Annotated in this window: 21 protein-coding genes and 1 pseudogene; 11 read left to right on the top strand and 11 right to left on the bottom strand. The window is 69.4% G+C overall.

Annotated features, from left to right (window positions below; all coding sequences use genetic code 11):
- Position 1 precedes the first annotated feature (1 nt).
- From WJ16_RS11320 to WJ16_RS11305, 4 genes are all read left to right on the top strand, one after another.
- Complete coding sequence (locus WJ16_RS11320; RefSeq protein WP_069257132.1) at positions 2 to 1,018, top strand: DUF475 domain-containing protein; 1,017 nt, start codon at positions 2 to 4, stop codon at positions 1,016 to 1,018.
- Between the two features lie 102 nt (positions 1,019 to 1,120).
- On the top strand, positions 1,121 to 1,777 hold the full coding sequence (locus WJ16_RS11315; protein WP_069257131.1) for a TerD family protein: 657 nt from the start codon (positions 1,121 to 1,123) through the stop codon (positions 1,775 to 1,777).
- A 54-nt stretch (positions 1,778 to 1,831) separates the two neighbouring features.
- Positions 1,832 to 2,713 (top strand): hypothetical protein, encoded by an 882-nt coding sequence (locus WJ16_RS11310; RefSeq protein ID WP_069257130.1) that lies wholly within the window; start codon positions 1,832 to 1,834, stop codon positions 2,711 to 2,713.
- A 145-nt stretch (positions 2,714 to 2,858) separates the two neighbouring features.
- A complete protein-coding gene (locus WJ16_RS11305) occupies positions 2,859 to 3,479 on the top strand; it encodes an HAD family hydrolase (protein WP_069257129.1) in 621 nt (206 codons plus the stop codon).
- Positions 3,480 to 3,507: 28 nt separating this feature from the next.
- Here WJ16_RS11305 and WJ16_RS11300 read toward each other — a convergent pair whose 3' ends face one another.
- The gene (locus tag WJ16_RS11300) at positions 3,508 to 4,617 is read right to left on the bottom strand and encodes a fatty acid desaturase (protein ID WP_069257128.1); all 1,110 of its coding nucleotides are present in this window, start codon (positions 4,615 to 4,617) and stop codon (positions 3,508 to 3,510) included.
- Between the two features lie 204 nt (positions 4,618 to 4,821).
- Here WJ16_RS11300 and WJ16_RS11295 point away from each other — a divergent pair, with 204 nt between their 5' ends.
- Positions 4,822 to 5,859, top strand: coding sequence for an AraC family transcriptional regulator (locus tag WJ16_RS11295; protein WP_069257127.1), 1,038 nt, complete (start codon positions 4,822 to 4,824; stop codon positions 5,857 to 5,859).
- Positions 5,860 to 5,920: 61 nt separating this feature from the next.
- On the opposite strand, the gene WJ16_RS11290 is transcribed toward WJ16_RS11295, so the two are convergent.
- The 5 genes from WJ16_RS11290 to cysD all read right to left on the bottom strand — a co-directional run bounded on the left by WJ16_RS11290 (position 5,921) and on the right by cysD (position 12,752).
- On the bottom strand, positions 5,921 to 6,970 hold the full coding sequence (locus WJ16_RS11290) for a lactonase family protein (protein WP_069257126.1): 1,050 nt from the start codon (positions 6,968 to 6,970) through the stop codon (positions 5,921 to 5,923).
- A complete protein-coding gene (locus tag WJ16_RS11285) occupies positions 6,957 to 8,324 on the bottom strand; it encodes an MFS transporter (protein ID WP_069257125.1) in 1,368 nt (455 codons plus the stop codon). Before WJ16_RS11285 ends, WJ16_RS11290 begins: the two co-directional genes overlap by 14 nt.
- A gap of 283 nt (positions 8,325 to 8,607) precedes the next feature.
- Entirely contained in the window at positions 8,608 to 9,795 is a 1,188-nt protein-coding gene (locus WJ16_RS11280) for a helix-turn-helix transcriptional regulator (RefSeq protein WP_069257124.1), read from the bottom strand.
- 138 nt (positions 9,796 to 9,933) lie between these two features.
- Complete coding sequence (cysN, locus tag WJ16_RS11275; protein WP_069257123.1) at positions 9,934 to 11,856, bottom strand: sulfate adenylyltransferase subunit CysN; 1,923 nt, start codon at positions 11,854 to 11,856, stop codon at positions 9,934 to 9,936.
- A complete protein-coding gene (gene cysD / locus WJ16_RS11270; protein ID WP_069257122.1) occupies positions 11,856 to 12,752 on the bottom strand; it encodes a sulfate adenylyltransferase subunit CysD in 897 nt (298 codons plus the stop codon). The genes cysN and cysD overlap by 1 nt, the downstream gene beginning before the upstream one ends.
- A gap of 214 nt (positions 12,753 to 12,966) precedes the next feature.
- Between cysD and WJ16_RS11265 the strand changes: the two genes are divergently transcribed.
- The 4 genes from WJ16_RS11265 to WJ16_RS11250 are packed head-to-tail and all read left to right on the top strand — an operon-like array spanning position 12,967 to position 17,097.
- A complete protein-coding gene (locus tag WJ16_RS11265; RefSeq protein ID WP_069257121.1) occupies positions 12,967 to 14,076 on the top strand; it encodes a DUF1214 domain-containing protein in 1,110 nt (369 codons plus the stop codon).
- Entirely contained in the window at positions 14,073 to 15,266 is a 1,194-nt protein-coding gene (locus WJ16_RS11260) for a sulfotransferase family protein (RefSeq protein WP_069257120.1), read from the top strand. The genes WJ16_RS11265 and WJ16_RS11260 overlap by 4 nt, the downstream gene beginning before the upstream one ends.
- 41 nt (positions 15,267 to 15,307) lie before the next feature.
- Positions 15,308 to 16,099: an SDR family oxidoreductase gene (locus WJ16_RS11255; protein WP_069257119.1), complete on the top strand. Its 792-nt coding sequence runs from the start codon at positions 15,308 to 15,310 to the stop codon at positions 16,097 to 16,099.
- Between the two features lie 17 nt (positions 16,100 to 16,116).
- Positions 16,117 to 17,097, top strand: a complete 981-nt coding sequence (locus WJ16_RS11250; RefSeq protein ID WP_069257118.1) for an acetyltransferase — start codon at positions 16,117 to 16,119, stop codon at positions 17,095 to 17,097.
- Between the two features lie 192 nt (positions 17,098 to 17,289).
- Here the strand turns inward: WJ16_RS11250 and WJ16_RS35525 are convergent.
- Both WJ16_RS35525 and WJ16_RS11245 read right to left on the bottom strand, forming a co-directional pair.
- A pseudogene (locus WJ16_RS35525) lies at positions 17,290 to 17,463 on the bottom strand (nuclear transport factor 2 family protein); the annotation flags it as partial.
- A gap of 127 nt (positions 17,464 to 17,590) precedes the next feature.
- Positions 17,591 to 18,070 (bottom strand): SRPBCC domain-containing protein, encoded by a 480-nt coding sequence (locus tag WJ16_RS11245; RefSeq protein ID WP_069257117.1) that lies wholly within the window; start codon positions 18,068 to 18,070, stop codon positions 17,591 to 17,593.
- Positions 18,071 to 18,390: 320 nt separating this feature from the next.
- Here WJ16_RS11245 and WJ16_RS11240 point away from each other — a divergent pair, with 320 nt between their 5' ends.
- Positions 18,391 to 19,869 (top strand): cryptochrome/photolyase family protein, encoded by a 1,479-nt coding sequence (locus WJ16_RS11240; RefSeq protein WP_208606985.1) that lies wholly within the window; start codon positions 18,391 to 18,393, stop codon positions 19,867 to 19,869.
- 22 nt (positions 19,870 to 19,891) lie between these two features.
- Here WJ16_RS11240 and WJ16_RS35760 read toward each other — a convergent pair whose 3' ends face one another.
- The 3 genes from WJ16_RS35760 to WJ16_RS11230 all read right to left on the bottom strand — a co-directional run bounded on the left by WJ16_RS35760 (position 19,892) and on the right by WJ16_RS11230 (position 22,365).
- The gene (locus WJ16_RS35760) at positions 19,892 to 20,014 is read right to left on the bottom strand and encodes a hypothetical protein (RefSeq protein ID WP_257785861.1); all 123 of its coding nucleotides are present in this window, start codon (positions 20,012 to 20,014) and stop codon (positions 19,892 to 19,894) included.
- A complete protein-coding gene (locus WJ16_RS11235) occupies positions 20,005 to 21,237 on the bottom strand; it encodes an MFS transporter (protein ID WP_069257115.1) in 1,233 nt (410 codons plus the stop codon). Before WJ16_RS11235 ends, WJ16_RS35760 begins: the two co-directional genes overlap by 10 nt.
- Positions 21,238 to 21,423: 186 nt before the next feature.
- Entirely contained in the window at positions 21,424 to 22,365 is a 942-nt protein-coding gene (locus WJ16_RS11230; RefSeq protein ID WP_069257114.1) for a LysR substrate-binding domain-containing protein, read from the bottom strand.
- A 146-nt stretch (positions 22,366 to 22,511) separates the two neighbouring features.
- Here WJ16_RS11230 and WJ16_RS11225 point away from each other — a divergent pair, with 146 nt between their 5' ends.
- Complete coding sequence (locus WJ16_RS11225; RefSeq protein WP_069257113.1) at positions 22,512 to 23,552, top strand: alpha/beta hydrolase family protein; 1,041 nt, start codon at positions 22,512 to 22,514, stop codon at positions 23,550 to 23,552.
- Positions 23,553 to 23,596: the final 44 nt, after the last annotated feature.

Genomic DNA, 23,596 nt, shown 5'->3' with positions numbered 1-23,596 from the left:
CATGTTGAAAGACTTCAAGATCCCGTTGTCGCTCACGGTGCTCGCGCTCGTCGCGGCCTATTTCCTCGGCGGCGTGAAGGACATGCTGATCGTCGCGGTCCTGTGCGTGCTCGAAATTTCGCTGTCGCTGGACAACGCGGTCGTCAACGCATCGGTGCTCAAGAACTGGTCGGAGAAGTGGCGCAACCGCTTCATGGTCTTCGGCCTGCCGGTCGCGGTGTTCGGCATGCGGCTCGTGTTCCCGCTGCTGATCGTCGCTGTGATCGGCCATATCGGCCTGTGGGACGCGCTGACGCTCGCGATCGAATCGCCGGACAAGTACGCGGCGGTGCTGACGTCCGCGCATCACGAAGTGTCGGCGTTCGGCGGCGCGTTCCTGCTGATGGTGTTCTTCAAGTTCATGCTCGACACCGAGAAGGACGAGCACTGGATCGGCTTCCTCGAAGGCCCGATGCGCCATCTCGGCCGCATCACCGCGCTGGAAGTGGCGCTGACGCTCGCAATCGTGATCGTCGCGTCGTTCTACGTGCCGGCAGCCGAGCAGGTCAGCTTCCTGCTCGCCGGCGCATTCGGCGTGATCGGCTTCGTGATCGCGCACGGCGTGGGCGATCTGGTCGGCGGCGAGGACACGGGCACGCGCGTGGTGCGCGAAGGTGTCGCGGGTTTCATGTACCTCGAAGTGCTCGATTCGTCGTTCAGCTTCGACGGCGTGATCGGCGCGTTCGCGCTGTCGAACAACATCTTCCTGATCGCACTCGGCCTCGGCGTCGGCGCGGCCTACATCCGGGAAATGACGCTCGTGCTGCTGAAGAAGGGCACGCTCGCGCAGTACCGCTTCCTCGAGCACGGCGCGTTCTGGGCGATCGGCGCGCTCGCGACGATCATGTTCCTCGGCGTGAAGTTCGAGGTGCCGGAAGTCGTCACGGGCCTGATCGGCGCGGCGATGATCGCGGCGGCCGTGTGGTCGTCGATCGTCGTGCAGCGCAGGGAAGACCGCGCCGTGGTGGCGGGCAAGTAAGAAGCGCGCGTCACGCGGCGCGAACATCATCAACGAAGAGGCCGCACCGTGCGGCCCGGCATTGCCGCCGGCGCAACGGCGGTTCCAGCAGAAGAGGTTCAGATGATCAATTTGTCGAAAGGCGGTCGCGTCAACCTGTCGAAGGAAGCGCCCGGCACGCAGAAATTCCGCATCGGTCTCGGTTGGGACGCGAACGCGACGGACACGGGCACGGATTTCGATCTCGACGTGTCGGTGTTCCTGTGCAAGTACGACGCGCAGAGCAATCCGAAGCTGATTTCCGATCAGCACTTCGTGTTCTACAACAGCGAAGTGCGCACGATGGAGCGCAAGGAAACCTTCATCCAGCCGGGCGACGATTTCCCGAAGCGCGGGATGCCCGCGTCGAAGTGCCTGGGCGTCGTGCACAGCGGCGACAACCGCACGGGCAGCGGCGACGGCGACGACGAAGTGATCTTCATCGACGTGACGAAGCTCGCGGCCGACGTCGAGGAAATCTCGGTGGTCGTGACGATCGACCAGGCCGAAGCGCGTCGCCAGAATTTCGGGCAGGTTCGCAACAGCTACATCCAGATCGCCGACGAGGTATCGGGCGCGGTGATCGCGAAGTACACGCTCGAGGAGGACTTCTCGATGGAGACGTCGGTGCAGGTCGGCAGCTTCTATCGCCGCGACGGCCACTTCATGTTCAAGGCGGTCGGTGCCGGCTACAACCGCGGCCTCGGCGACTTCGTGCGCGCGTACGGCGGCGCGGTCTGACTGGCGGCAGTCCGGCGTGCGGAACACCACCGTCGCGCCGGGCAGGAAGCAGCGATGACGAATCCGTCCGACGAGCCCAAGCGGCTCGAGTTCGATACGACGCCCGAGCGCACGCCCGGGCGTCTTGCGTTCGACACACCGCCCGCGGCGGCCGCGCCGGTCGTGCCGGCGTCGCGCGCGCCCGAGCGGCCGGCGCCGCAGGCGCTCGATTTCGGGCCGACGCCCGCGCCCGACCGGGCCGTGCGCGCGGCGCCCGCCGACGCGATCGGTCGCGCGGTGTTCGGCGAATCGAACCACCCGCAGCTCGAAGCGTGCTTCCGCGCCGCACAGGCCCGCTTCCCGAATCTCTATCCCGACTACGCGCCGCGCATCGAGCGGCACATCCGGCAACTGGTGCCGCTCAAGCTCGCGACGGTCGCGACGATCGGCGACGGCGCGCTGGAGACGGCGGGCAACCTCGTCGAAGCCGTCGCGGCGACGACGCGCGAATTCAACGAACTTGGAGCCGCCGACATGATGGCCGGGATGCTCGCGCAGGCAACGCGCAAGGCGGGCATGTTCGAGCGCTGGTTCGGCGCGGCGTCGGCGCACGTCGACTACCGGGCCGCGCTCGGCGCGCTCAAGCAGTCGCTCGGCTTCTTCCCGCGCCGTACCGAGGAACTCGCCGCGAAGGTTCGCCATGCGGAAGAAAACCTCGTGGTCGTGCTCGCGGCGCTGAGCGCGGTGTCGGACGTCGTGCGCGCACCGGACGATGCCGGTGTCGAGCGCACGCTGTTCGACCGCCGCAACATCGTCGGGCAGGCGGTGCAGCAGATCCGCATGCAGCCGGCCCAACTGCGCGGGCTCGACGAGCGCGTGACCGATCTGCTGTCGCGCGCCGATCACCTGATGAACGTCGTGCTGCCGGCGGCCCTGGCGGCGCGGCCGCCGCGCTGAGCGAACGGCACGAGGGGCGCGAACGCATGCGCTGTGGCCGCGCGTGCGTTCGCTGCACTGGCCGCGCTGCTTCACGTCATTTCGCGTGCACCGGCGCGAGTCTGCTATCTTCCCGGGCATCTCATCGCTTTCCCGCCGATTCTCCATGACCGACCGCATCGTTGCCGCATTCGATTTCGACGGCACCATCACGACGACCGACAGCTTTCGCCATTTCGTCCGCTATGCGGTCGGCACGCCGCGCTTCGCGTGGGCCGGGCTTCGCGCACTGCCGTGGATCGTCGCGATGAAGGCCGGGCTGCTGTCGCGCGGCGACGCGAAAGCGACCTTCGCGAAGTTCGCGTTCGGGCCGGTGCGCGAGGACGCGCTCGATGCGCAGGCGCGTACGTTCGTCGACACCTATCTGCCGAGCCTCGTGCGTCCGGACATGCTCGAACGCATTCGCGAGCATCGGGCGCGCGGGCATGAAGTCGTGCTGGTGAGCGCATCGCCGTCGCTGTACCTGGAGAAGTGGGCGAAGACGGCCGGCTTCGACGCGGTGCTCGCGACACGGCTCGCGTTCGAGCGCGGCGTGTTCGCCGGGCGGCTCGACGGCGAGAACTGCTGGGGGCCGCAGAAGGTCGTGCGGCTGCGCGGGTGGTGGGGCGACCGGCCGCCGAAGCAGCTGTTCGCGTACGGCGACAGCCGCGGCGACAAGGAAATGGCCGAGCTCGCGAACTGGTCGTGGATCCGCGGGCAGGGGCCGATGCCGCCGATCGGCGACTGATGGCGACCGATCCGGTGCGCGGCCGGCGTTACGCGTCGGCCTGCGCGTTGCGCGTGCCGCGCGACGGGCGATAGCCGCCCCAGCGGTTCGCGCGCGCGAACGTGCCGACGTCGTTGAAGCGCACGCCGACTTCACGCAGCGCCGCATGCGCGGTGCGCGCGGTCAACTGGCGAATGTAGAACGGATCGCGCACCACGAAGTGATGGATCGCGTGCGTGCTGCCGAAGTTGAAGCAGAACAACTGGAACGGCAGCATCCACCACGGGTTGAGTACCTGCGTCTGCTGGATCACGTTGCGCGAATCGATGTCGCCGAAGTAATGCATGTTCGAGCTGACGAAGTTGATGCAGAAGCTGCGCACGAAGTTCGGCCCGAGCCACACCACGGCCAGGAAGTCGACCACGCTCATCGCGCGTTCGACGACGGCCGGCACCGTCACCGCGACGCCGAACGCATGCAGCGCGAACAGGCCGACGTGATAGACGATGAACGCATGCCACAGCACGTAATACACGTGACCGACCGGCATGTACGACGATACCTGCTCGACGCGCAACTGCAGGCGCTCCGCCGGATCCTGCACCGGCTGCGCCGCCACGTACTGCTTCACCTTGCGGCGCATCGCGGCCGGCCGCAGCACGATGGCGAGCATGCCGTCGGCGATCATCAGCAGGCGCTTCACGCCCCAGCGCTCGCCGTTGGTGATGCCGAATTCCTCGAGATCCGATTCGCCGCCCGACACCTTGTGGTGGTGCAGGTGCATCCGCCGCCGCGTCCACGGATTGATCGTGCCGGGCCGCGTGAGCCAGCACAGCGCCATCATCAGGTGATAGGCCCACGGCGTCTTCTTGAAGTACATCAGGTGGATCAGGTCGTGCTCGAGCTCGTGGATCAGCGACGTGACGAACGCGGCGAGCGGCAGCGCGACGTACCACGCGATCGCGCCGCGCGCGTACAGCCACGCGATCGCGAGCATCGCGCTCACCGATACCGCCATCACGGTCGCGCCGACGAGGTTCTGGTTGTCGAGCAGCGGAAAGCGCGCGCGGATCGCGTCGCTCGCGGCGTTGACCTCGCGGCGGACGTACGCGACCTTGTCCGCGTCGTGGCGAAAGGCGGTTCGTGCGGGTTGGCTCATCGACCGGTGTCCTGCGGAAAGAGTGGGGCGCAATGCCGATGGGACAAGCATAGGCGCGCGCCGGGCCGCGCGCGAGGGCCGTGGGTGCCAATGGTGGTGTCATTTCGGGCCGCGATGGCCGGCCCGCGCGGCTAGAGTCGCGCCCCGGTGTCATTGCGGGCCAGCGGCGCTACAATCCGCCGAAACCGCTCCGGAGTCCGCCGCATGGCCCAGTCCGCCCCGGATGCCGCGCGCCAGCTGAACAAGGCGACGGTATCGTCCGCGTATGCGTTGTTCATGCTGATGCTGGCCGAGGAGCGCGGCATCGACGGCGGCCGCATTCTCGCCGGCTCGGGCGTCGAGCGCGAGCGGCTCGCGCAGCCCGATGCGCGCATCACGCCGCTGCAGCAGGCGGTGATCGTCTTCAACCTGCTCGATGCGACGGGCGATCCGTCGATCGCGATCGAGATCGGCCTGCGCAGCAGCCTGACGAAAGCGGGGCTGATCGGCTTCGGGCTGATGAGCTGCGCGACGCTCGGCGAGGCGATCGCGCTCGGCATCCGCTACCTGCCGACCCGCGTGCCGTTCTTTTCGGTGCGGCTCGCGCAGCTCGACGGAATCGTCGACATCGACGTGCTCGAAGCGTTTCCGCTCGGCCGGCTGCGCCAGTTCGCGGTCGAGAACTTCCTGGTCGAGACGGCGATCCTGTTCAATTCGCTGCTGTATCCGGTGCCGGGGCGCACGCTGCGCTCGCGTGCCGAACTCCATTTCGAATGGCCCGAGCCCCCGTGGTTCGAGCGCTATCGCGCGCGGCTGCCGCGCTGCCATTTCGATGCGAGCGCGAACCGCATCCGCTGTGACGCCGCGCTGCTCGACGAACCGATCGGCACCGCGAACGCGCACACCGCACAGATGATCGTCCAGCAGTGCGAGGCCGAACTCGCGCGGCTCGGCTATGCGGAGAGCATCGTCGAGCGCGTGCGCAACCTGCTGATCTGCGGCGAGCGCGGTTATCCGTCGGTCGACGACGTCGCACGCGAGCTGCACGTATCGGCGCGCACGCTCAAGCGCAAGCTCGCCGAGTACGGCGCGACCTATTCGGCGCTGCTCGATGAGATCCGGCTGCGCGACGCGCTGCGATTGCTCGAAGGCACGCGGCTGCCGGTCGACGAGATCGCAGCGCGCGTCGGCTATACGGATCGTGCCAATTTCACGCGTGCGTTCAAGCGCTGGACGGGCGTCGCGCCGAGCGAGCGGCGCTGAACGCGGGCCTGCACCGGCCCACATGATGTGCCGGCGGGATCATCCCGCACGTGCCGCTGCGTCAGACGATCGCGACCCAGTTCGCCCCGCGTCCGCCCCGCACGCGCGCGTGCGGCGTCAGCGTGCCGTCGTCCGGCGCGATCGCGTACACCGACACGTATTCCGACTGTTCGCCGCAGGCGACGAGCCAGCGTCCCGACGGGTCGATCGCGAATCCGCGCGGCTGCGTCTCGGTGGCGGTCGCGTGCGCGGGTTCGAACGTGCCGTCTTCGCCGCGGCGATAGCAGAGCAGGCGGCTCGACGTTCGCTCGCTGACGTAGGCGAAACGTTCGTCGGGCGTCAGGTGCAGGTCGGCGGCCCAGACGGACGGCTCGGCGGGCGCGGGCGGCCGCGCATGGCCGCGCGCGAGTTCGGCGACGGCCGGATGGCGTGCGCTCACATGGGCATCGCCGAGCCGGCCGGTGTCGGTGTCGCGCGCGAACGTCGCGAGCGTGCCGTCGAATTCGCTGACGACGACGAGCGCGCGGCCGTCGCGCGCGAATCGCAGGTGACGCGGCCCGAACCCGGCCGGCACGCGCGTTTCGCCATGTTCGAGCGCGCGCACGCCGGCCGCATCCTCGACGAGCGCGAAGCTGAACACGCGATCCGAACCGAGCGAGCTGACGTACGCGAAACGGTTGTCCGGCGACACGATCACCGCATGCGCATTCGCGATGCCGGGCGCGACCTGCAGCGGCGTGCCGTCGCCGTCGCGCACGCGCGCGGCGTCGTAGAGGCTCAGCGAATTCCCGCCGTACGACGCGCCGAGCAGCCAGCGGCCGCTGCGGTCGAGCGACAGGTACGCATGGCTCGCGTCGATCGCGGTCGCGCCTATACGCACGAGCGCGCCGGTGGCCGGTACGACGCGGAACGCGACGATCGTCGGCTGTTCGCCGCGCGTCGCGACGTAGAGGCGCGTGCGGTCGGCCTGCACGGCGATCGGCATCGCGACGTCGGCCGCGGCATGGCGGGCGAGCGGCGCGAGCGTGCCGTCGCCGGCGAGGGAGAACGTGGCGAGGTCGCCGTCGGCGGCATTCGAGACGACGACGGTCAGGCGGTCAGTGGTCGGCATGGCGGAGCATCGAAGCGTTCGTGAAAGAGGCGTCGGCCGGCAGGCCGCGCGGCGGGTCGCTGCGCCGGTGGGTGCGCGCGAACAGCGCGGCGACCGCGGCGACGAGCGAAGCGATCGCGAGCGCATACAGGCCGCCCGTGATCGAACCCGTATGTTGCTTCAGATAGCCGAAGGCCGTCGGCGCGACGAAGCCGCCGAGGTTGCCGACCGAGTTGATCAGCGCGATCACGGCCGCGGCCACGCGCGTGTCGAGATAGCCCTGCGGGATCGGCCAGAACAGCGACGACGCGGCCTTGAAGCCGAGCGCGGCGAAGCAGATCGACGCGAACGACCAGACCGGGTCATGCGACGTCGACGCGAACAGCCCGCATGCGGCAAGCACGAGTGCACACGCGAGCCAGCGCTGCGGATGCTTCCACTTCGACGACAGCACCGCGAAGCCGTACATCGCGCCGATCGCGATCATCCACGGAATCGTGTTGTACAGGCCGACCTGGAAATCGGTGAGGCCGCCCATCTTGCGGATGATCGTCGGCAGCCAGAACGTGGCCGCGTAGATCGTCAGCTGGATCGAGAAGTACAGGAAGCAGAACAGCATGATCTGCGGATCGCGCAGCAGCGCGGTGGCGCGCACCGGCACGTTCGAGCGGACGTCGCGGGTCGCGCGTTCGTCGTCGAGCGCGTTCTGGAGCGCCGTGCGTTCTTCGGCCGTGAGCCACGTCGCGTCGCGGATGTGCGATTTCAGCAGCAGCCAGCTCGCGCCGCACAGCGCGACCGAGAACAGCCCTTCGATCAGGAACATCCATTGCCAGCCTTCGAGGCCGAAGCCGCGGATCGACAGCAGCGCGCCGGTCACGGGCCCGGACAGCACCGACGCGAACGCGGAGCCGCCGAGGAAGATCGCCATCGCCTTGCCGCGCTCCTGCGGCGGCAGCCATTGCGACAGGTACAGCACGACGCCGGGGAAGAAGCCGGCCTCGGCCGCCCCGAGCAGGAAGCGCAGCGCGTAGAACGACGTGTCGTTCCACACGAACGCCATCGCGGCCGCGACGATGCCCCACGTCGCCATGATCCGGGCGAGCCAGACGCGCGCGCCGTAGCGCTGCATCAGCAGGTTCGACGGCACTTCGAACAGCGCATAGCCGACGAAGAACAGGCCGGCGCCGAGCCCGTACGCGGCCGCGCCGATGCCGATCGACGCTTCGAGGTGGCGATCGACGAAGCCGACGTTCACGCGATCGATGTAGTTCGCGATGAACATGATCAGCACGAGCGGCAGCACGTGCCATTTCACTTTCGAGACGGCGGAAGCGAGCGGGTCGCGTCCGGGCAGGGCGGGCGAGGGCGGGTTCAAGCGTGTCTCCGGTCGGGCGTCGGCGGACGGGGCGGTGGCGCGCGTCAGCGTCGGGGTGGCGATTTATGTAGTATGTCGTCGTACGACATGGTACGCCTGAGCGTTGGCGGATGCGTCACGGGTTTACCCGGAATTTACCCAGATATCGGGGAATTCATGTGATATGTGGCTACACCATTCATGTCTGATGACGTATGACATGAAATGTGTGTCGCGATCCGCCCGCATGGTGAGGCATCGGTCGTTGCGCAGCCCGTCCGGCGGCGGCCGTCGTCGCGATGCGCTATGCCATCGACACGACGCTGTTGAGCAGCGTCTTCACGAGCACGGCCTGCCGCGTCGCGCCCGTCTTGGCGAAGATGCCGCGCAGGTGCGCGCGCGCGGTGTTCTTCGTGATACCGGTCGCGGCGGCGGCCTCGTCGAGCGTGAGCCCGTCGACGAGCAGCAGCGCGATTTCGGTTTCCATCGGCGTGAGCCGGAACAGTCGATGCAGCATGTCGCGCGACGTCTGCGGCGACGACGCCGGATCGCGGACGAATACCGCGACGGCCGGCCGGTGCCGGCGGTCCTCGGCGCCGCGGTAGGGCGCGAGCGGGCGCAGCAGCACGCTCAGCGGCATCGCGCCGCCGGGGCGCGACAGCGTGGTGGCTTCGATGCGCGCGAGCGCGCCCGCGCGGAAATGCTCGAGCGTGGCCTGCAGCGCCTTCTGCAGCCGGCGCTCGTCGAGCGGGCACGACGCATGGAGCCGCTCCTGACGCACGCACAGCCCGTCCTGCTGCGCGATCAGCCGCTCGGCGATGCGGTTGCGCTTGATCACGCGGCCGTCCTCGTCGACGATCGCGGTGCCGACATCGAGCCGGTCGACGGTGCCCGCGTACAACGCACGTTCGGCATCGAGCACGTCGAACGCCGCGTGCAGTTCGACCGCGCGCTGCAGGTGCGGCAGCAGCGTCGCGACCCGCGCGCGTTCGGCCGCGTCGAAATCGCGGCCGCCGTGCGCGCGGCTCACGAAGAACGCGCATTCGACGCCGCGTTCGCCGCGCAGGTTCGCGCCGAGGATGTAGCGCAGGTCGAGCGGCTGCAGGTACTGCCGGTAGAAATCGTGCTCGCGCCACGCGGTTTCGCCGAACAGCCGATCGGCCGTGAAGACGCGGCCGGGCGGCTGGTCGAGAAACGGGCACAGCGCGTAGAACTGCTGGCTGTACGACGGCTCGCCGGGCAGCAGCGGGCCGTGTGCCGACGCGTTGATGATGAGCCCGTGCCGGGCGCCGCCCGGATTGCGCAGCACGAGCGTCGTGAAGCGCGCGTCGAGCCGCTCGCGTACCGCTTCGAGGAAGCCGGCCCATGGCGTCGCTTCCGACGGGCCCTGATAGACGAGCCCGAGCCACGCGCTGAGTTCGCGCGCCGTCCATGCGGCGTCGTCGAAACCGTCGTGCGCGGCCGGCTCGCCGGGTGCCAGCGCGATGGGCATGCTGGTGCTCTCCTGGATCGGGATGAAGGGTTCCCGAGCCAGCATACCGGCCGGCCGGCGGCCCGCGTCATCCGAACGGAGTAGGCGACGCGGGCAGGCGGGCAGGTGGGCAACGGCCGGGCTGCCCGCCTGCGGCGCTTACGCCGCGCGCTCGCGCATGAGGTACGCGACGATGCGCTCCGCCGCTTCCTCGGGCGACTCGGCGACCGTGTCGACGCGCAGTTCGGGCTGCGCGGGCGGCTCGTACGGCGAGTCGATGCCGGTGAAGTGCTTCAGCTCGCCGCGCCGCGCCTTCTTGTACAGACCCTTCGGATCGCGCTCCTCGGCGACCGCGAGCGGCGTGTCGACGAATACTTCGACGAACTCGTCGGGGCCGACGAGCGCGCGCGCCATGTCGCGTTCCGCGCGGAACGGCGAGATGAACGACACGAGCGTGATGAGCCCGGCGTCGAGCATCAGCCGCGCGACTTCGGCGACGCGCCGGATGTTCTCCACGCGATCGGCCTCGGTGAAGCCGAGATCGCGATTGAGCCCGTGCCGCACGTTGTCGCCGTCGAGCAGGTACGTGTGCTTGCCGAGCGCGTGCAGCCGCTTCTCGACGAGGTTCGCGATGGTCGACTTGCCGGCGCCCGACAGCCCCGTCAGCCATACGATGCGCGGTGTCTGCGCCTTCTGCGCGGCGCGCGCGTCGCGGTCGACGTCGACCGCCTGCCAATGAACGTTGTGCGCGCGGCGCAGCGCGAAGTGCAGCATCCCGGCGCCGACCGTGTCGTTGGTCAGCCGGTCGATCACGATGAAGCCGCCCGTCTGGCGGTTGCGCGCGTACGGATCGAACGCGACGGGCCGGTCGAAGCTCAGGTTGCACACGCCGATCTCGTTGAGCGCGAGCGTGCGTGCCGCGAGATGCTCGCGCGTGTTCACGTCGATCTTGTACTTCGGCGTCGCGCAGGTCGCGCCGACCGTCTGCGTGCCGAGCTTCACGAGATACGGGCGGCCGGGCAGCAGCGGCGCGTCGTGCATCCATACGAGTGTCGCCTCGAACTGGTCGGCGACTTCGGGCGGCGCATCCGCGCGCGCGATCAGGTCGCCGCGGCTGATGTCGATCTCGTCGGCGAGCGTGAGCGTCACCGCATCGCCGGCGCGCGCGACGTCGCCTTCGCCGCGCGGCGTGATCACCGACGCGACGCGGCTCTCCTTGCCGGACGGCAGCACGCGCACGCGTTCGCCGACGCGGATCTCGCCCGATGCGATGCTGCCCGCGTAGCCGCGGAAGTTCAGGTGCGGGCGGTTGACCCACTGCACCGGCAGCCGGAACGGCTCGTCGCGCGTGACGCGCGCGGAGAGCGGCAGCGTGTCGAGATGCTGCATCAGCGTCGGGCCCGCGTACCACGGCATGCGCGTGCTCGATGCAATCACGTTGTCGCCGCGCAGCGCCGACATCGGGATGCTGACGATCTCCGCGAGCCCGAGCTCGGCCGCGAACGCGCGATAGTCGGCGTCGATGCGCTCGAACACCGCGCGGTCGTAGTCGACGAGGTCCATCTTGTTGATCGCGACCACCACGCGCCGGATACCGATCAGCGCGACGAGATGGCTGTGGCGGCGCGTCTGCGTGAGCACGCCCTTGCGCGCGTCGATCAGGATCACCGCGAGATCGGCGGTCGATGCGCCGGTGATCATGTTGCGCGTGTACTGTTCGTGGCCGGGCGTGTCGGCGACGATGAACTTGCGCCGCGCGGTCGCGAAGAAGCGGTACGCGACGTCGATCGTGATGCCCTGCTCGCGCTCGGCCGACAGGCCGTCGACGAGCAGCGCGAAATCGAGTTCACCGCCTTGCGTGCCGACCTTCCTCGAATCGGCTTCGAGCTGCGTGAGCTGGTCGTCGAACAGCAGGTTCGATTCGTAGAGCAGGCGGCCGATCAGTGTGCTCTTGCCGTCGTCGACGCTGCCGCACGTGATGAAGCGCAGCAGGTCCTGGGGTGGCGTGTGCGCGTCGTCGGCAGCGCGCGTATCGGGAGTGGGGCGCGCGAGCGTGTCGGGCGCGGTGAGAACGTGTGCCATCAGAAATATCCCTCCTGTTTCTTCTTTTCCATCGAGCCGGCCGAATCGCTGTCGATCAGCCGTCCTTGCCGTTCGGACGTGCGCGTCTCGCGCATCTCCCGCAGGATGTCGTCGAGCGACGTCGCGTCGCTGTCGATGGCGCCCGTCAGCGGATAGCAGCCGAGCGTGCGAAAGCGCACCTTGCGCATCTGCGGCACTTCGCCTGCGCGCAGCGGCAGGCGATCGTCGTCGACCATGATCAGCGCGCCGTCGCGTTCGACCACGGGCCGCTCCTTCGCGAAGTAGAGCGGCACGATCGGGATGTCGTGAAGCCGGATGTACTGCCAGATGTCGAGCTCGGTCCAGTTCGAGATCGGGAACACGCGCAGGCTTTCGCCCTGGCGCTTGCGCGCGTTGTACAGCGACCAGAGCTCGGGGCGCTGGCGCTTCGGGTCCCAGCGGTGCTGCGCCGAGCGCAGCGACACGATGCGCTCCTTCGCGCGCGATTTCTCCTCGTCGCGGCGCGCGCCGCCGAACGCGGCGTCGAAGCCGTAGTGATCGAGCGCCTGCTTGAGCCCCTGCGTCTTCCACACGTCGGTGTGCACGGCCGAGCCGTGCGTGAACGGCTCGATGCCGTTCGCGATGCCGTCGGGGTTGACGTGCACGCGCAGGTCGAGGCCGAGCCGCGCGGCCGTGTCGTCGCGAAACGCGATCATCTCGCGGAATTTCCACGTCGTATCGACGTGCAGCAGCGGAAAGGGCGGCTTCGCCGGGTAGAACGCCTTCATCGCGAGATGCAGCATGACCGAGCTGTCCTTGCCGATCGAATACAGCATCACCGGGTTCTCGCTCTCGGCGACCACCTCGCGCATGATGTGGATGCTTTCGGCCTCCAGCCGCTCCAAGTGGGTCAACATCGTTCGTCTCCTTGTTTCATGCCGGCGCCGCGCGACATGTGCGGCGTTTCGTGCATGACACCGACGGTATCGAGCGGGTGGCATGCCGCTCTTCGTCCGGGTGGACTAAACCGCGGCACGGCGGCGGGGCGGATCTTTCCTTAGTCCACCCGGACGAAGTGGCGCGCGGCGGCGGCGCTTAAGGTGAGCGCTCGACCATCGGCGGAGACGACACATGACGGACGACACACGTGCGACGCAGCTGCTTTCGGGCCAGACCTGGGCCGACTTCTGCGACACCCTGAAACGCAGCGGACAACAGATCCTGCGCACCGAGGCGCCGGACGATCCGCTCACGCGCGCGGAAGGATTCCGCTACCTGAGCCGGCTGATGCGCATCGCGCTCGACATGCACGTCGAGTTCGCGGACGGCGCATGGCCCGGCTTTTTCTCGCCGTCGCACGAGACCGCGAAGATCGGTGCCGACAACCCCGACAACCTGTACCAGTACGCACGCGTCGACGGCCGCTGCGAATATCGCGTGACGGGGCGGCGCGGCACGGTCGCCTATCTGAGCTTCGGCACGCAGAAGGGCGGCTACGAGACCGACGGCAAGATGCTGCAGACCGGCTTTCTCGACGCGAAGCAGCTCGAGATCGCGGCGGACGGCAGCTTCGAGATCGTGCTGAGCGAGACGCCGCGCGCGGGCAACTGGGTGCGCATGGAGCCGGGCACGAACGCGCTGCTGGTGCGCCAGACGTTCCTCGACCGGCGCGCGGAAACCCCCGCGCAACTGAAGATCGAGCGCATCGGCGCGCACGCGTGCCCGGCGCCGCTCGATCCGCTCGTGCTGCAAGGCGGCCTCATGCGCGCCGCGCAATTCGTCGAGCAGACGTCGAAGCTGTTCGCCGACTGGGCCGCGAGCTACCGGTCGCACGTGAACGCGCTGCCGCCCGCCGATCAGGCGCTGTGCCAGTCGGTCGGCGGCGATCCGAACATCTACTACTACCACTCGTGCTGGTCGCTGGCCGACGACGAAGCGCTCGTGATCGACGTGGATGCGGTGCCCGATTGCGATTTCTGGAACGTGCAGCTCAACAACTACTGGATGGAGTCGCTCGATTACCGCTACTTCGACATCTGCGTGAACAAGCACCGCGCGCGGCTGAATGCGAACGGCGGCGTGACGGTGGTCGTCGCGGCCGCGCGGCCGGGCGACGCGAACTGGCTCGATACGGCCGGCCATCGCACCGGCACGATCTGCTGGCGCTGGGTCGGTGCCGCGCAACCGGTGCATCCGCGCACGCGGGTGGTGAAGCTCGCGACGCTCAAGGAGACCGCATGAACGCGCCGCTCGACAGGACTCGCACGCGGCTCGCCGCCGACGGGTTGATCGCCGAAGCCGTGTCGCGCGCGAACGGGCTGAGCGCGTTCGGCGACGGGCCGTATCGCGAGGCGCTCGACGTGATGTGCGCGTCGCTGATCGACGAAGCGAACCTGTCCGCGCGCGGCGCCGACATGATGCGCGAGAAACTCGTCGGCCAGCTCGTGAACCGGCTCGTCGTCGAGGACTACTTTCGGCGTCATCCGGAGATCGAAGAAATCGAAATCGACGATCCGCTCGTGATCGTCGGCCTGCCGCGCACGGGCACGACGCTGCTGCAGCGTCTGCTGGCCGTCGATCCGCGTTTTCATTCGGCCGCGTGGTGGGAAACCCGCTACCCGGCGCCGCTCGCGGGCGAGACGCTGGCCGAGCCGACGGTGCGCATCGCGCGCGCGCAAGCCGAGGTCGCGACGATGATCGACTGCATTCCGCAGATCCTGACGATCCATCCGCTCGATGCGATGCTCGCCGACGAGGAGTTCATGCTGATGGAGCATGCGTTCGTGTGCGCGATGGATTCGTACGCGAACGTGCCGCGCTACACGGCGTGGCTTGCGCGGCAGGATCTCACGCCGGTCTATGCGTACCTGAAGCGGATGCTGCAGTTCCTGCAGTGGCAGAAGGCGCGTCGCGGCGTTGCGCCGGCCGCGCGCTGGCTGTTGAAGACACCGCAGCACCTGCATGCGCTCGACGTGCTGTGCCGCGTGTTTCCGCGCGCGCAGGTCGTGCTCACGCACCGCGACCCGGCGCAGACGATACCGTCGATGGCGAGCATGGCGCACACGCTGTGGCGGATGTATGCGGACGATCCCGATCCGCTCGCCGTCGGCGCGCAGTGGAACGCGGGCATGGCGCGCGCGATCGCCGCGGCGATGGCCGCGCGCGACGCGCTGCCGGCCGAGCGGTTTCTCGACGTGCGTTTCGAAGACACGGTGTCGAATCCGCTCGGCGTCGCCGAGGCCGTGTACGCGTTCGCGGGCATGTCGCTCGATGCGCGGCAGCGCGCGGCGATGGCGGACTGGCTGGCGCGCAACGGCCGCGACAGGCGCGCCGCGCACGACTATTCGATCGCGCGCTTCGGGTTCACCGATGCGCAGCTCGCGCGCGACTTCGCCGCGTATCGCGCGCGGCATCTGCGGGCGGCCGGCTGACGGCCGCGCCCGCGAGACGAACGACAAACAGGAGACACCCCATGTTGCTGAAAGACAAGATCGTCGTGATATCCGGAATCGGGCCGGGGCTCGGCGTGAAGCTCGCCGTCGAGGCCGCGCGCGAGGGCGCGCGCGGTGTGGTCGTCGCGGCGCGTACGATGGAAAAGCTCGACGACGCCGAAACACGGATCCGCGCACTCTGCGTCGACTGCGACGTGCTGAAGGTGCGAACCGACATCACCGACCGCGCGCAATGCCGGCAGCTCGCGACGCAGGCCGTCGAGCGCTTCGGCCGGATCGATGCGCTCGTGAACAGCGCATTCGTGCACGGTACGTTCCCGGAACCGGTGGAGGACGCGGACCTCGACGGCTGGCGCGCGGTGTTCGACACCAACGTGTTCGGCACGATGGCGCTCACGCAGGAAGTCGTGCCGCACATGAAGCGGCGCAGGCGCGGCGCGATCGTGATGATCAACACGCAGGCGACCCGCAAGCCGTTTGCAGGGGAAGGCGGCTACGCTGTTTCGAAGGGCGCGCTCGCGGTTGCGGCAAAATACCTGGCGCGCGAACTCGGCGTGCACGGCATTCGCGCGAACAGCATCCACATGGGGTGGATGTGGGGCGTGCCGACGCAGGCGTATTTCCGGCAGGCGGCCGCCGAGTACGGGGTGACGGAAGAACAGGTCGTCGCGCCGATCGCGGCGAACCTCGCGCTCGCGAAGCTGCCGACCGACGACGATTGCGCGCGCGCGGCGCTGTTCCTCGCGTCGGACTACGCGAACGCGGTGACGGGCGCGACGCTCGACGCGAACGGCGGCGATTTCATGCCCTGACGACGGAGCAAAGGATCATGCAGGACAACGACAACGCACGACATTTCTTTGCGTTCAACGGCGACGCGGACGGGCTGTGCGCGCTTCAGCAACTGCGGCTCGCGGAGGGCGTGCACGGCACGCTCGTGACCGGCGTGAAGCGCGACATCAAGCTGCTCGAGCGGATTGACGCGCGGGCGGCCGACTTCGTCACCGTGCTCGACGTGTCGCACGACCAGAATCGCGACGCGTGCGCACGGCTGCTGCGCGACGGCGCGACGGTCCGCTACTTCGACCATCACTTCGCGGGCGCGCTGCCCGACGATCCGCGCTTCGACGCGCATATTGATACCGCGGCCGACGTTTGCACTAGCGCGATCGTAAACCGTTATCTCGGCGGCCGGCACGTGCGCTGGGCGATCGTCGCGGCGTTCGGCGACGAACTGCCGGCGCTCGGCGATGCGCTCGCGCGCGAGCATGGCATCGACGAAGCGGAGCGCGGCACGCTCGCCGAACTCGGCCTCTACCTGAACTACAACGCGTACGGCGAGTGTGTCGGCGATCTGCATTTCGACCCGGCGGCGCTCGCCGACGCGATGCTGCCCTGTGTCGATCCGCTCGATTTCGTGCGCGGGACGCGCGTGTTCGCCGCGCTGCGCGACGGCTACCGCGACGACATGGCGTGTGCATGCGCGCTCGCACCGCTGCGCGAGGTGCCCGGTGCGACCTTGGTGCGGATGCCCGACCATCCGTGGGCGCGGCGCGCGACGGGCATGCTCGCGAACGAGCGGATGCGCAACGCGCCGCATGCGGCGCTCGCGGTGCTGTCGCCGCGCGCGGACGGCGGGCTCGTCGTCAGCGTGCGCGTGCCCGACGGCCGGGCGCTCGGCGCCGACGAATTCTGTCGCGGTTTTCCGACCGGCGGCGGGCGCAAGCGCGCGGGCGGCATCAACCATCTGCCGGAAACCGAGTTCGACGCGTTCGTCGAGCGCTTCGAGGCGGCGTTCCGGCTCGATTGACGTCGCCGCCCGCGTGGCGCGCCGGGCGGCCTTCGCACGGCGCGCGCATCGTGGCGGATCAACCGGTCGCGCCCGCGAGCGCGGCCGGCACGTTGTGGCCGTAAGCGCGTTCCTCGACGCGTTCGGCGATACGCCAGCGGTGCGCACGAACCGGTCGACGTACCACAGCCCGAGAAACATCACCTGCGTGCCGCCGTCCGGCAGCACGACTTCCATCGGATTGAAGCAGATCGTGCGGCCGTGCGCGCGGTCGCCGTCGAGCCGGATCGACAGGTTGCCGACCAGGTGCTGGTAGTGCGGGAACCGTGGCAGCACGGTGCGCAGCCACGCCTTCACCGCCGGATAGCGGCCGGCGATGCCGCCCATCGCGCGATAGTCGATCGCCGCATCGGGCATGAAGACGCCGTCGAGCGCAGTCGAATACGCGACGATCGGCTCGCGGAGGTCGTGATGGTCGGACAGCGTTTGCAGATCGGGCATCGTCGGCGCCCGGTCACGCGCGATTGCGCCGGCGTGCCGCATGGAGCGTTTCGGCGCGCTGCTTCACATCGCGTGCGCACTGGTCGAAGCCCTGTTTCACCCACGCGCCGTGGTTCCGCATGATCGTGTCCGCGTTGATGCCGAGGAACTGGTCGGTCGTGAAATAGCGGCAGCGCTGCGCGTCGATCGCATCGATGTACTGGTCGCGGCGTGCCGCGTCCTTGTTGTCGTCGGTCGGGCGCTGCTCCCACGACAGCAGGCGTTCGGGTTCGTACGCGACGAGGATCTCGCTGACGGGAATCACGGTTTCCGTGCCGGGAATGCGCACCTGCATGTGCACGAAATCGCCGAGCTTGCCGGTCGTTTCGAAGCCGACGCAGAACGTGTTCCATTCGCCGTAGCGCGGGAAGTCGGTCAGCACTTCCCAGACGACGGCGGCCGGCGCGTCGATGTCGACGACGATCGAGGTGACGAGATTCGAGGGTTTGGTCATGGCGGCGTATCGGGTGAAGCCGCGCGTACCCGGGTGGCGGGTGCGTCGCGGCGGTCGGAAGGAGCCGCGCCGGTATCGGCCGGCGCGCGTGGCGGGTGCGGATCGGCACGCGCGGGGCGTTCGATGCCCGTTCGTGCCGCGCAGTGCGGCGCACCCGACAACGAGCGTAGGCCGGCGTACGCGGCGAAGAATCGTCGATATGGACTAAGGCGTTTCACCGGGGCGGCAGGGCGGTGCGACCGTCGTGAGCGTCCGACGTCGACACCGTGCGGCGCAGCCGCGACAATACGCGTCTTCCCGTTTGCGTCATCGAGGTGCCCGTGTCTGCGAATTCGTCCGTTGCTCCCGCGATCGTCTGGTTCCGCGACGATCTGCGCGTGACCGATCAGTCCGCGCTGACGCGTGCGGTGGCGTCGGGCCGGCCGCTCGTCTGCGTGTTCGTCGACGACACGGGCGACGGCGCCGGGCGGCCGCCCGGCGGCGCGGCGCGCTGGTGGCTGCACGGGTCGCTGGCCGGGCTCGATGCGACGCTCGCGCGTCACGGCGGCCGCCTGCTGCTGTTGCGCGGCGACGCGCCGCGCGAGATCGAGCGCGTCGTGCACGACACCGGGGCGCAGGCCGTGTACTGGAACCGCCGCTATGCGCAGCCGCAGCGCGATGCGGACGCGGCGCTGAAGGCATCGCTCAAGGCGCGCGGCGTCACGGTCGAGAGCAGCAACGGCAGCCTGCTGAACGAGCCGTGGGAGGTGCTGACCGGCAGCGGCGGCCCGTACCAGGTGTTCACCGCGTACTGGCGCGCGGCGCGCCGCGATCGCACGGTCGCCGCGCCGCTGCCGGCGCCCGAACGGATCGGGTTTCATCCGTGGCCGAAGGTCGTGCGCGAGCGCGCGCTGGCGCTCGACGCGCTTGCGTTGCGTCCGCCGGTGCCGGACTGGGCCGGCGGCTTGCGCGACGCGTGGCTCGCGCCCGACGAAGCCGGCGCGCACGCGCAGCTCGACGCGTTCCTGACGACGGCGCTTGCCGGCTATGCGGATGCGCGCGACCGTCCCGACCGGCCCGCGACGAGCCGGCTGTCGCCGTTCCTGCGCTTCGGCAACGTGTCGCCGCGACAGGTGTGGCACGCGGTGCAGGGCGCCGCGAACGCGGGCGGCGCGGCGTATGCCGCACACGCCGACAAGTTCCTGAGCGAACTCGGCTGGCGCGAGTTCAGCTACATGCTGCTGTATCACTTCCCGGCGCTCGCGACCGACAACTTCCGTTCGCAGTTCGATGCGATGCCGTGGCGCGACGACCCCGCCGCGTTACGTGCATGGCAGCGCGGGCGCACCGGTTATCCGCTCGTCGATGCGGGCTTGCGCGAACTGTGGACGACCGGCTGGATGCACAACCGTGTGCGGATGGTCGTCGCGTCGTTCCTGATCAAGCACCTGCTGGTCGACTGGCGCGCGGGCGAAGCGTGGTTCTGGGACACGCTGGTCGATGCCGATCCCGCGAACAACGCGGCGAGCTGGCAGTGGGTGGCCGGCTGCGGCGCCGACGCCGCGCCGTATTTCCGCATCTTCAATCCGGTCGCGCAAGGGCGCAAGTTCGACCCGGACGGCGCGTACGTGCGGCGCTGGCTGCCCGAGCTCGCCGGCCTCGACAATGCATCGATCCATGCACCGTGGGAAGCGTCGCCGCTGGAACTCGACGCGGCGGGCGTACGGCTCGGCGTCGACTATCCGGAACCGCTCGTCGAGCACGCGGCCGCGCGCGCCCGCGCGCTCGATGCGCTGGCTGCATTGCCCAAGCGCCGCTGAGCGCGCGCGCAGGGTGGCCGCATCAATTGCAGAACGAGACGTGTTCGAGCAGCGCGTACGCGACACCGGCGCTGAAATAGGCCGCGCCGCACCACGCGACGAACGCGAGCGCGGCGGCGGCCAGCGCCGCGCGGATCATGCCCACGCCGGGTTGCCCGCTGCGGGGCGCGCGACGCGCGTGTCGTCGATCGGCAGGTGCAGCAGCGCCGCGAGGACGCCGAGCGCGATCGAGCCGATCCACAGCGGCATGTACGAATGCGTCGCGTCGTACACGAGCGCACCGAGCCAGACGCCGAAGAAGCTGCCGAGCTGGTGCCCGAAGAACACGAAGCCGAACAGCGTCGCGATGTAGCGCACGCCGAACACCTGCGAGATCACGCCGTTCGTCAGCGGCACGGTGCCGAGCCACGTGAATCCCATCACGGCGGCGAAACCGTAGACGCTCGCGGGCGACAGCGGCGCGGCGACGAAGACCGCCATCGTGAGCGCACGCACGAGGTACAGCACCGACAGCACGTACTTGCGCCGCAGCAGCCCGCCGAGATGGCCGCACGCATAGGTGCCGGCCACGTTGGTCAGTGCGATCAGCGCGAGCGCGATGCTCGCGTGGCGCGCCGGCAGCCCGTGGTCGAGCAGGTATGCGGGCAGGTGGGTCGCGATGAAGGCGAGCTGGAAGCCGCACGCGAAGAAGCCCGCGTTCAGCAGCCAGAAGCCACGATGCGCGAACGCCTCGCGCACGGCTTCGCCGATCGACTGGTCGGGGCCGGCGGCGGCGGCGGCCGCCTGCGCGGGCCGGTCGCGCAGCAGCACGGCGAGCGGAGCAAGCAGTGCCGCGACGAGCGCGAGCGCGATGAACGCGTGCCGCCAGCCGATGCCGCCGATCAGCGTCTGCGCGACGGGCACCATGCAGAACTGGCCGAGCCCGCCGATCGCGCCCGCGACGCCGAGCGCCCAGCCGCGCCGGTCCGGCGGAAACAGGCGGCTCAGCGCGCCGTAGATCGACGCGAACGCGGAACCCGACAACGCGATGCCGATCACAAGCCCGGCGCCGACCGTGAACAGGCCGGTCGACGCCGCATGCGCCATCGTGACGAGCCCGGCTGCATACAGCAGCATCCCGGCGACGATCACGCGCAGCGAGCCGAAGCGGTCGGCGACCATGCCCGTGAACGGCTGCGCGACGCCCCAGATCAGGTTCTGCAGCGCCAGCGCGAGCCCGAACGCTTCGCGCGACCAGCCGTGGTCGAGCGACACCGGTGCGAGGAACAGGCCCTGCACGTGCCGGATGCCGAGCGCGACGCCCATGATCAGGCCGCCGGCCAGTACGGGCAGCCAGCGGCGGCGGACTTCCTGTTCGATCGGGGTCATGCGTGTCTCCGGAAGGGACGCGCGGCAAAACGGCCGCGCTCGATCCGATTAGACGATCGGGCTCGTCGTCGCTCAAGCGATCATTCGGTCAGATTGGCATGCGTGGAAGGAATGCGACGAGGGGCGCGCAGGATGGGGCGGGCGCGTCCGGCCATGTTCAGGCCGGTTCGTGAAGGCCGCGCCGGCTCACGCCGATGCCGTGTCGTGCGCCCGCATCGCGGCGTCGCATTCGGCGGCTTCGGCGAGCATCCAGTCGCGGACGTCGGCGACTTCGCGGCGCGGGGCCGGATCGTGCTGGAACAGCCAGTAGCCGTATGCATCCGACAGCGCCTGCGTGTGCGGCCCGAGCACCGCGAGCCGGCCGTCCGCGAGCATCGGCGCGACGAGCGCGAGCCGGCCGAGCGCGACGCCCTGGCCCGCGATCGCGGCCTGGATCACCTGGTCGTACTGGTTGAAGCGCAGCACGCCTTTCGCGCGCGCATCGCCGAGCCCGGCCGCGTGCAGGTGCGCGCGCCATTGCAATTGCGGCTGCGGCGGTCCGTCGAATTCGAGCAGCACGTGATCGGCGATCGCGGCCGCGTTCGTGACGGGCCGCGCGGCGAGCGCCGGATGCGCGACCGGCACGACGATCTCGTCGAACAGGCGCAGCGCGCCGGCCGGCGCGCGGTCGCGCGGACAATAGCGGATCCCGAGGTCGATGCCTTCGGCACGCAAATCGAGTACCTTGTCGTTCGCGGCCACGCGCAGGTCGATCTCCGGCAGGCGCGCCTGCAGCCGCCCGAGCCGCGGCAGCAGCCACAGCGCGGTGACGCCGATGCTCGCGGTGATCGTGACCGGCTGGCGCTCGCGCGCGGCGGCGAGCGATGCGACGGTGGCCTGCAGGTCGTGCAGCGCCGCATCCGCGACGCGGAACAGCCGCTCGCCTTCCGGCGTGAACGTGATCTTCCGGTAGCCGCGCTGCAGCAGCGCGACGCCGAGATGCGATTCGAGCGCGTGGATCTGGCGGCTGACGGCCGATTGCGTGACGCACAGGTCCTGCGCGGCGAGCGTGATGCTCATGCGGCGCCCGACGGCGACGAAACCGCGGACGAGGTCGAGCGACGGGAGACGGACGAGCGGCGTTGACATGCGCGTGACTCATGCGAACGGAGCAGCAAGATTGGTTGAGAACGCGGGGCGCGTCAAGTTCAATGGAGGCTGGTGCGTGGCGTAACGCCTCGTGGAAGGGCGGGCTGGAGCCGGTGCGCGGGTGGCGGAGCGCAGGTGGAGACACGATGACATTTTCGAACGAAGTCGAAGGACCGAAGCCGGGCAACCGGGCGATGGACGCATTGCCGCCCGAGCCCGTGACGCTGCGCGCGGCCGACGGCTATGTATTGCGCGGCCATGTGTGGCGCCATCGCGGCGGCAGTGTCGTGCGACCGGTGACGGTCGTCAATTGCGCGACGTCGGTGCGGTGCGACTACTACTTTCGTTTCGCGGCGTGGCTGTTCGCGCAGGGGCGCGACGTGCTCGTCTACGACTACCGCGGGATCGGCGGGTCGCGCCCCGCGCAGCTTGCGAAGCTGCGCGCGAACTGGCTCGACTGGGGGCGGCTCGATTGCGAAGCCGCGCTGCAATACGCGCGCGACGCGTTCCCGGGCCAGCCGATCGACGTCGTCGCGCACAGCATCGGCGGGTTCGTGCTCGGGCTCGCGGCGTCGAACGTTCACGTGCGGCATGCGGTGACGGTCGGCGCGCAATATGCGTACTGGCGCGATTACCTGCCGGCCGAACGGCGGCGCATGTGGTGGAAGTGGCACGTCGCGATGCCGGTGCTCGCGGCCGTGTTCGGCTACGTGCCCGCGAAGCGGCTCGGCTGGATGGAGGACACGCCGCGCGGCGTCGCGTTGTCGTGGGTGCGCTCGCAGGCACGCTTCGAGGACGGCTACACGCGCGGCCTGCTCGCCGAACCCGCCGCGAGCCGCGCCGCATTGCCCGCCCGCTTCGCGGCGCTGTCGGCGCCGATGCTCGCGATCGGCCTCGACGACGACGGCTTCGGCACGGTCGACGCGATCGAGCGGCTGGTCGGCTACTACACGGGCAGCGACGTCACGCATCTGCGAATCGCGCCGGCCGATATCGGCGTCGATGCGATCGGCCATTTCGCGTTTTTCCACAGCCGCTTCACCGACACGCTGTGGCCGGTGGCGCTCTACTGGCTGCAGCATGGCGTGCTGCCGGCCGATGCGCCGGGCAACGTGCACGCGCTGCACCCGGCATCGCGTCGGCGGCCCGCGGGCGGCGGCGTACCGGGCGTCGCGGCGAACGGCTGACGAAGCGGTTGCACGCATGCGCATGCCGGCAGGGGCGGCACCCG

The organism is Burkholderia metallica (assembly GCF_001718555.1).
Classification (GTDB): Bacteria; Pseudomonadota; Gammaproteobacteria; order Burkholderiales; family Burkholderiaceae; genus Burkholderia; species Burkholderia metallica.
This window is presented reverse-complemented; position numbering and strand designations above follow the sequence as displayed.

Excerpts from the sequence above, each read along its gene's own strand:
- WJ16_RS11250 (WP_069257118.1), top strand. The coding sequence starts at position 16,117 with ATGCAGGACAACGACAACGCACGACATTTCTTTGCGTTCAACGGCGAC.
- WJ16_RS11320 (WP_069257132.1), top strand. The coding sequence starts at position 2 with ATGTTGAAAGACTTCAAGATCCCGTTGTCGCTCACGGTGCTCGCGCTC.
- WJ16_RS11315 (WP_069257131.1), top strand. The coding sequence starts at position 1,121 with ATGATCAATTTGTCGAAAGGCGGTCGCGTCAACCTGTCGAAGGAAGCG.
- WJ16_RS11230 (WP_069257114.1), bottom strand. The coding sequence starts at position 22,365 with ATGTCAACGCCGCTCGTCCGTCTCCCGTCGCTCGACCTCGTCCGCGGT.
- WJ16_RS11310 (WP_069257130.1), top strand. The coding sequence starts at position 1,832 with ATGACGAATCCGTCCGACGAGCCCAAGCGGCTCGAGTTCGATACGACG.
- WJ16_RS11255 (WP_069257119.1), top strand. The coding sequence starts at position 15,308 with ATGTTGCTGAAAGACAAGATCGTCGTGATATCCGGAATCGGGCCGGGG.
- WJ16_RS11290 (WP_069257126.1), bottom strand. The coding sequence starts at position 6,970 with ATGCCGACCACTGACCGCCTGACCGTCGTCGTCTCGAATGCCGCCGAC.
- WJ16_RS11300 (WP_069257128.1), bottom strand. The coding sequence starts at position 4,617 with ATGAGCCAACCCGCACGAACCGCCTTTCGCCACGACGCGGACAAGGTC.
- WJ16_RS11260 (WP_069257120.1), top strand. The coding sequence starts at position 14,073 with ATGAACGCGCCGCTCGACAGGACTCGCACGCGGCTCGCCGCCGACGGG.
- WJ16_RS11280 (WP_069257124.1), bottom strand. The coding sequence starts at position 9,795 with ATGCCCATCGCGCTGGCACCCGGCGAGCCGGCCGCGCACGACGGTTTC.
- WJ16_RS11305 (WP_069257129.1), top strand. The coding sequence starts at position 2,859 with ATGACCGACCGCATCGTTGCCGCATTCGATTTCGACGGCACCATCACG.
- WJ16_RS11225 (WP_069257113.1), top strand. The coding sequence starts at position 22,512 with ATGACATTTTCGAACGAAGTCGAAGGACCGAAGCCGGGCAACCGGGCG.
- WJ16_RS11295 (WP_069257127.1), top strand. The coding sequence starts at position 4,822 with ATGGCCCAGTCCGCCCCGGATGCCGCGCGCCAGCTGAACAAGGCGACG.
- WJ16_RS11235 (WP_069257115.1), bottom strand. The coding sequence starts at position 21,237 with ATGACCCCGATCGAACAGGAAGTCCGCCGCCGCTGGCTGCCCGTACTG.
- cysN (WP_069257123.1), bottom strand. The coding sequence starts at position 11,856 with ATGGCACACGTTCTCACCGCGCCCGACACGCTCGCGCGCCCCACTCCC.
- cysD (WP_069257122.1), bottom strand. The coding sequence starts at position 12,752 with ATGTTGACCCACTTGGAGCGGCTGGAGGCCGAAAGCATCCACATCATG.
- WJ16_RS11245 (WP_069257117.1), bottom strand. The coding sequence starts at position 18,070 with ATGACCAAACCCTCGAATCTCGTCACCTCGATCGTCGTCGACATCGAC.
- WJ16_RS11265 (WP_069257121.1), top strand. The coding sequence starts at position 12,967 with ATGACGGACGACACACGTGCGACGCAGCTGCTTTCGGGCCAGACCTGG.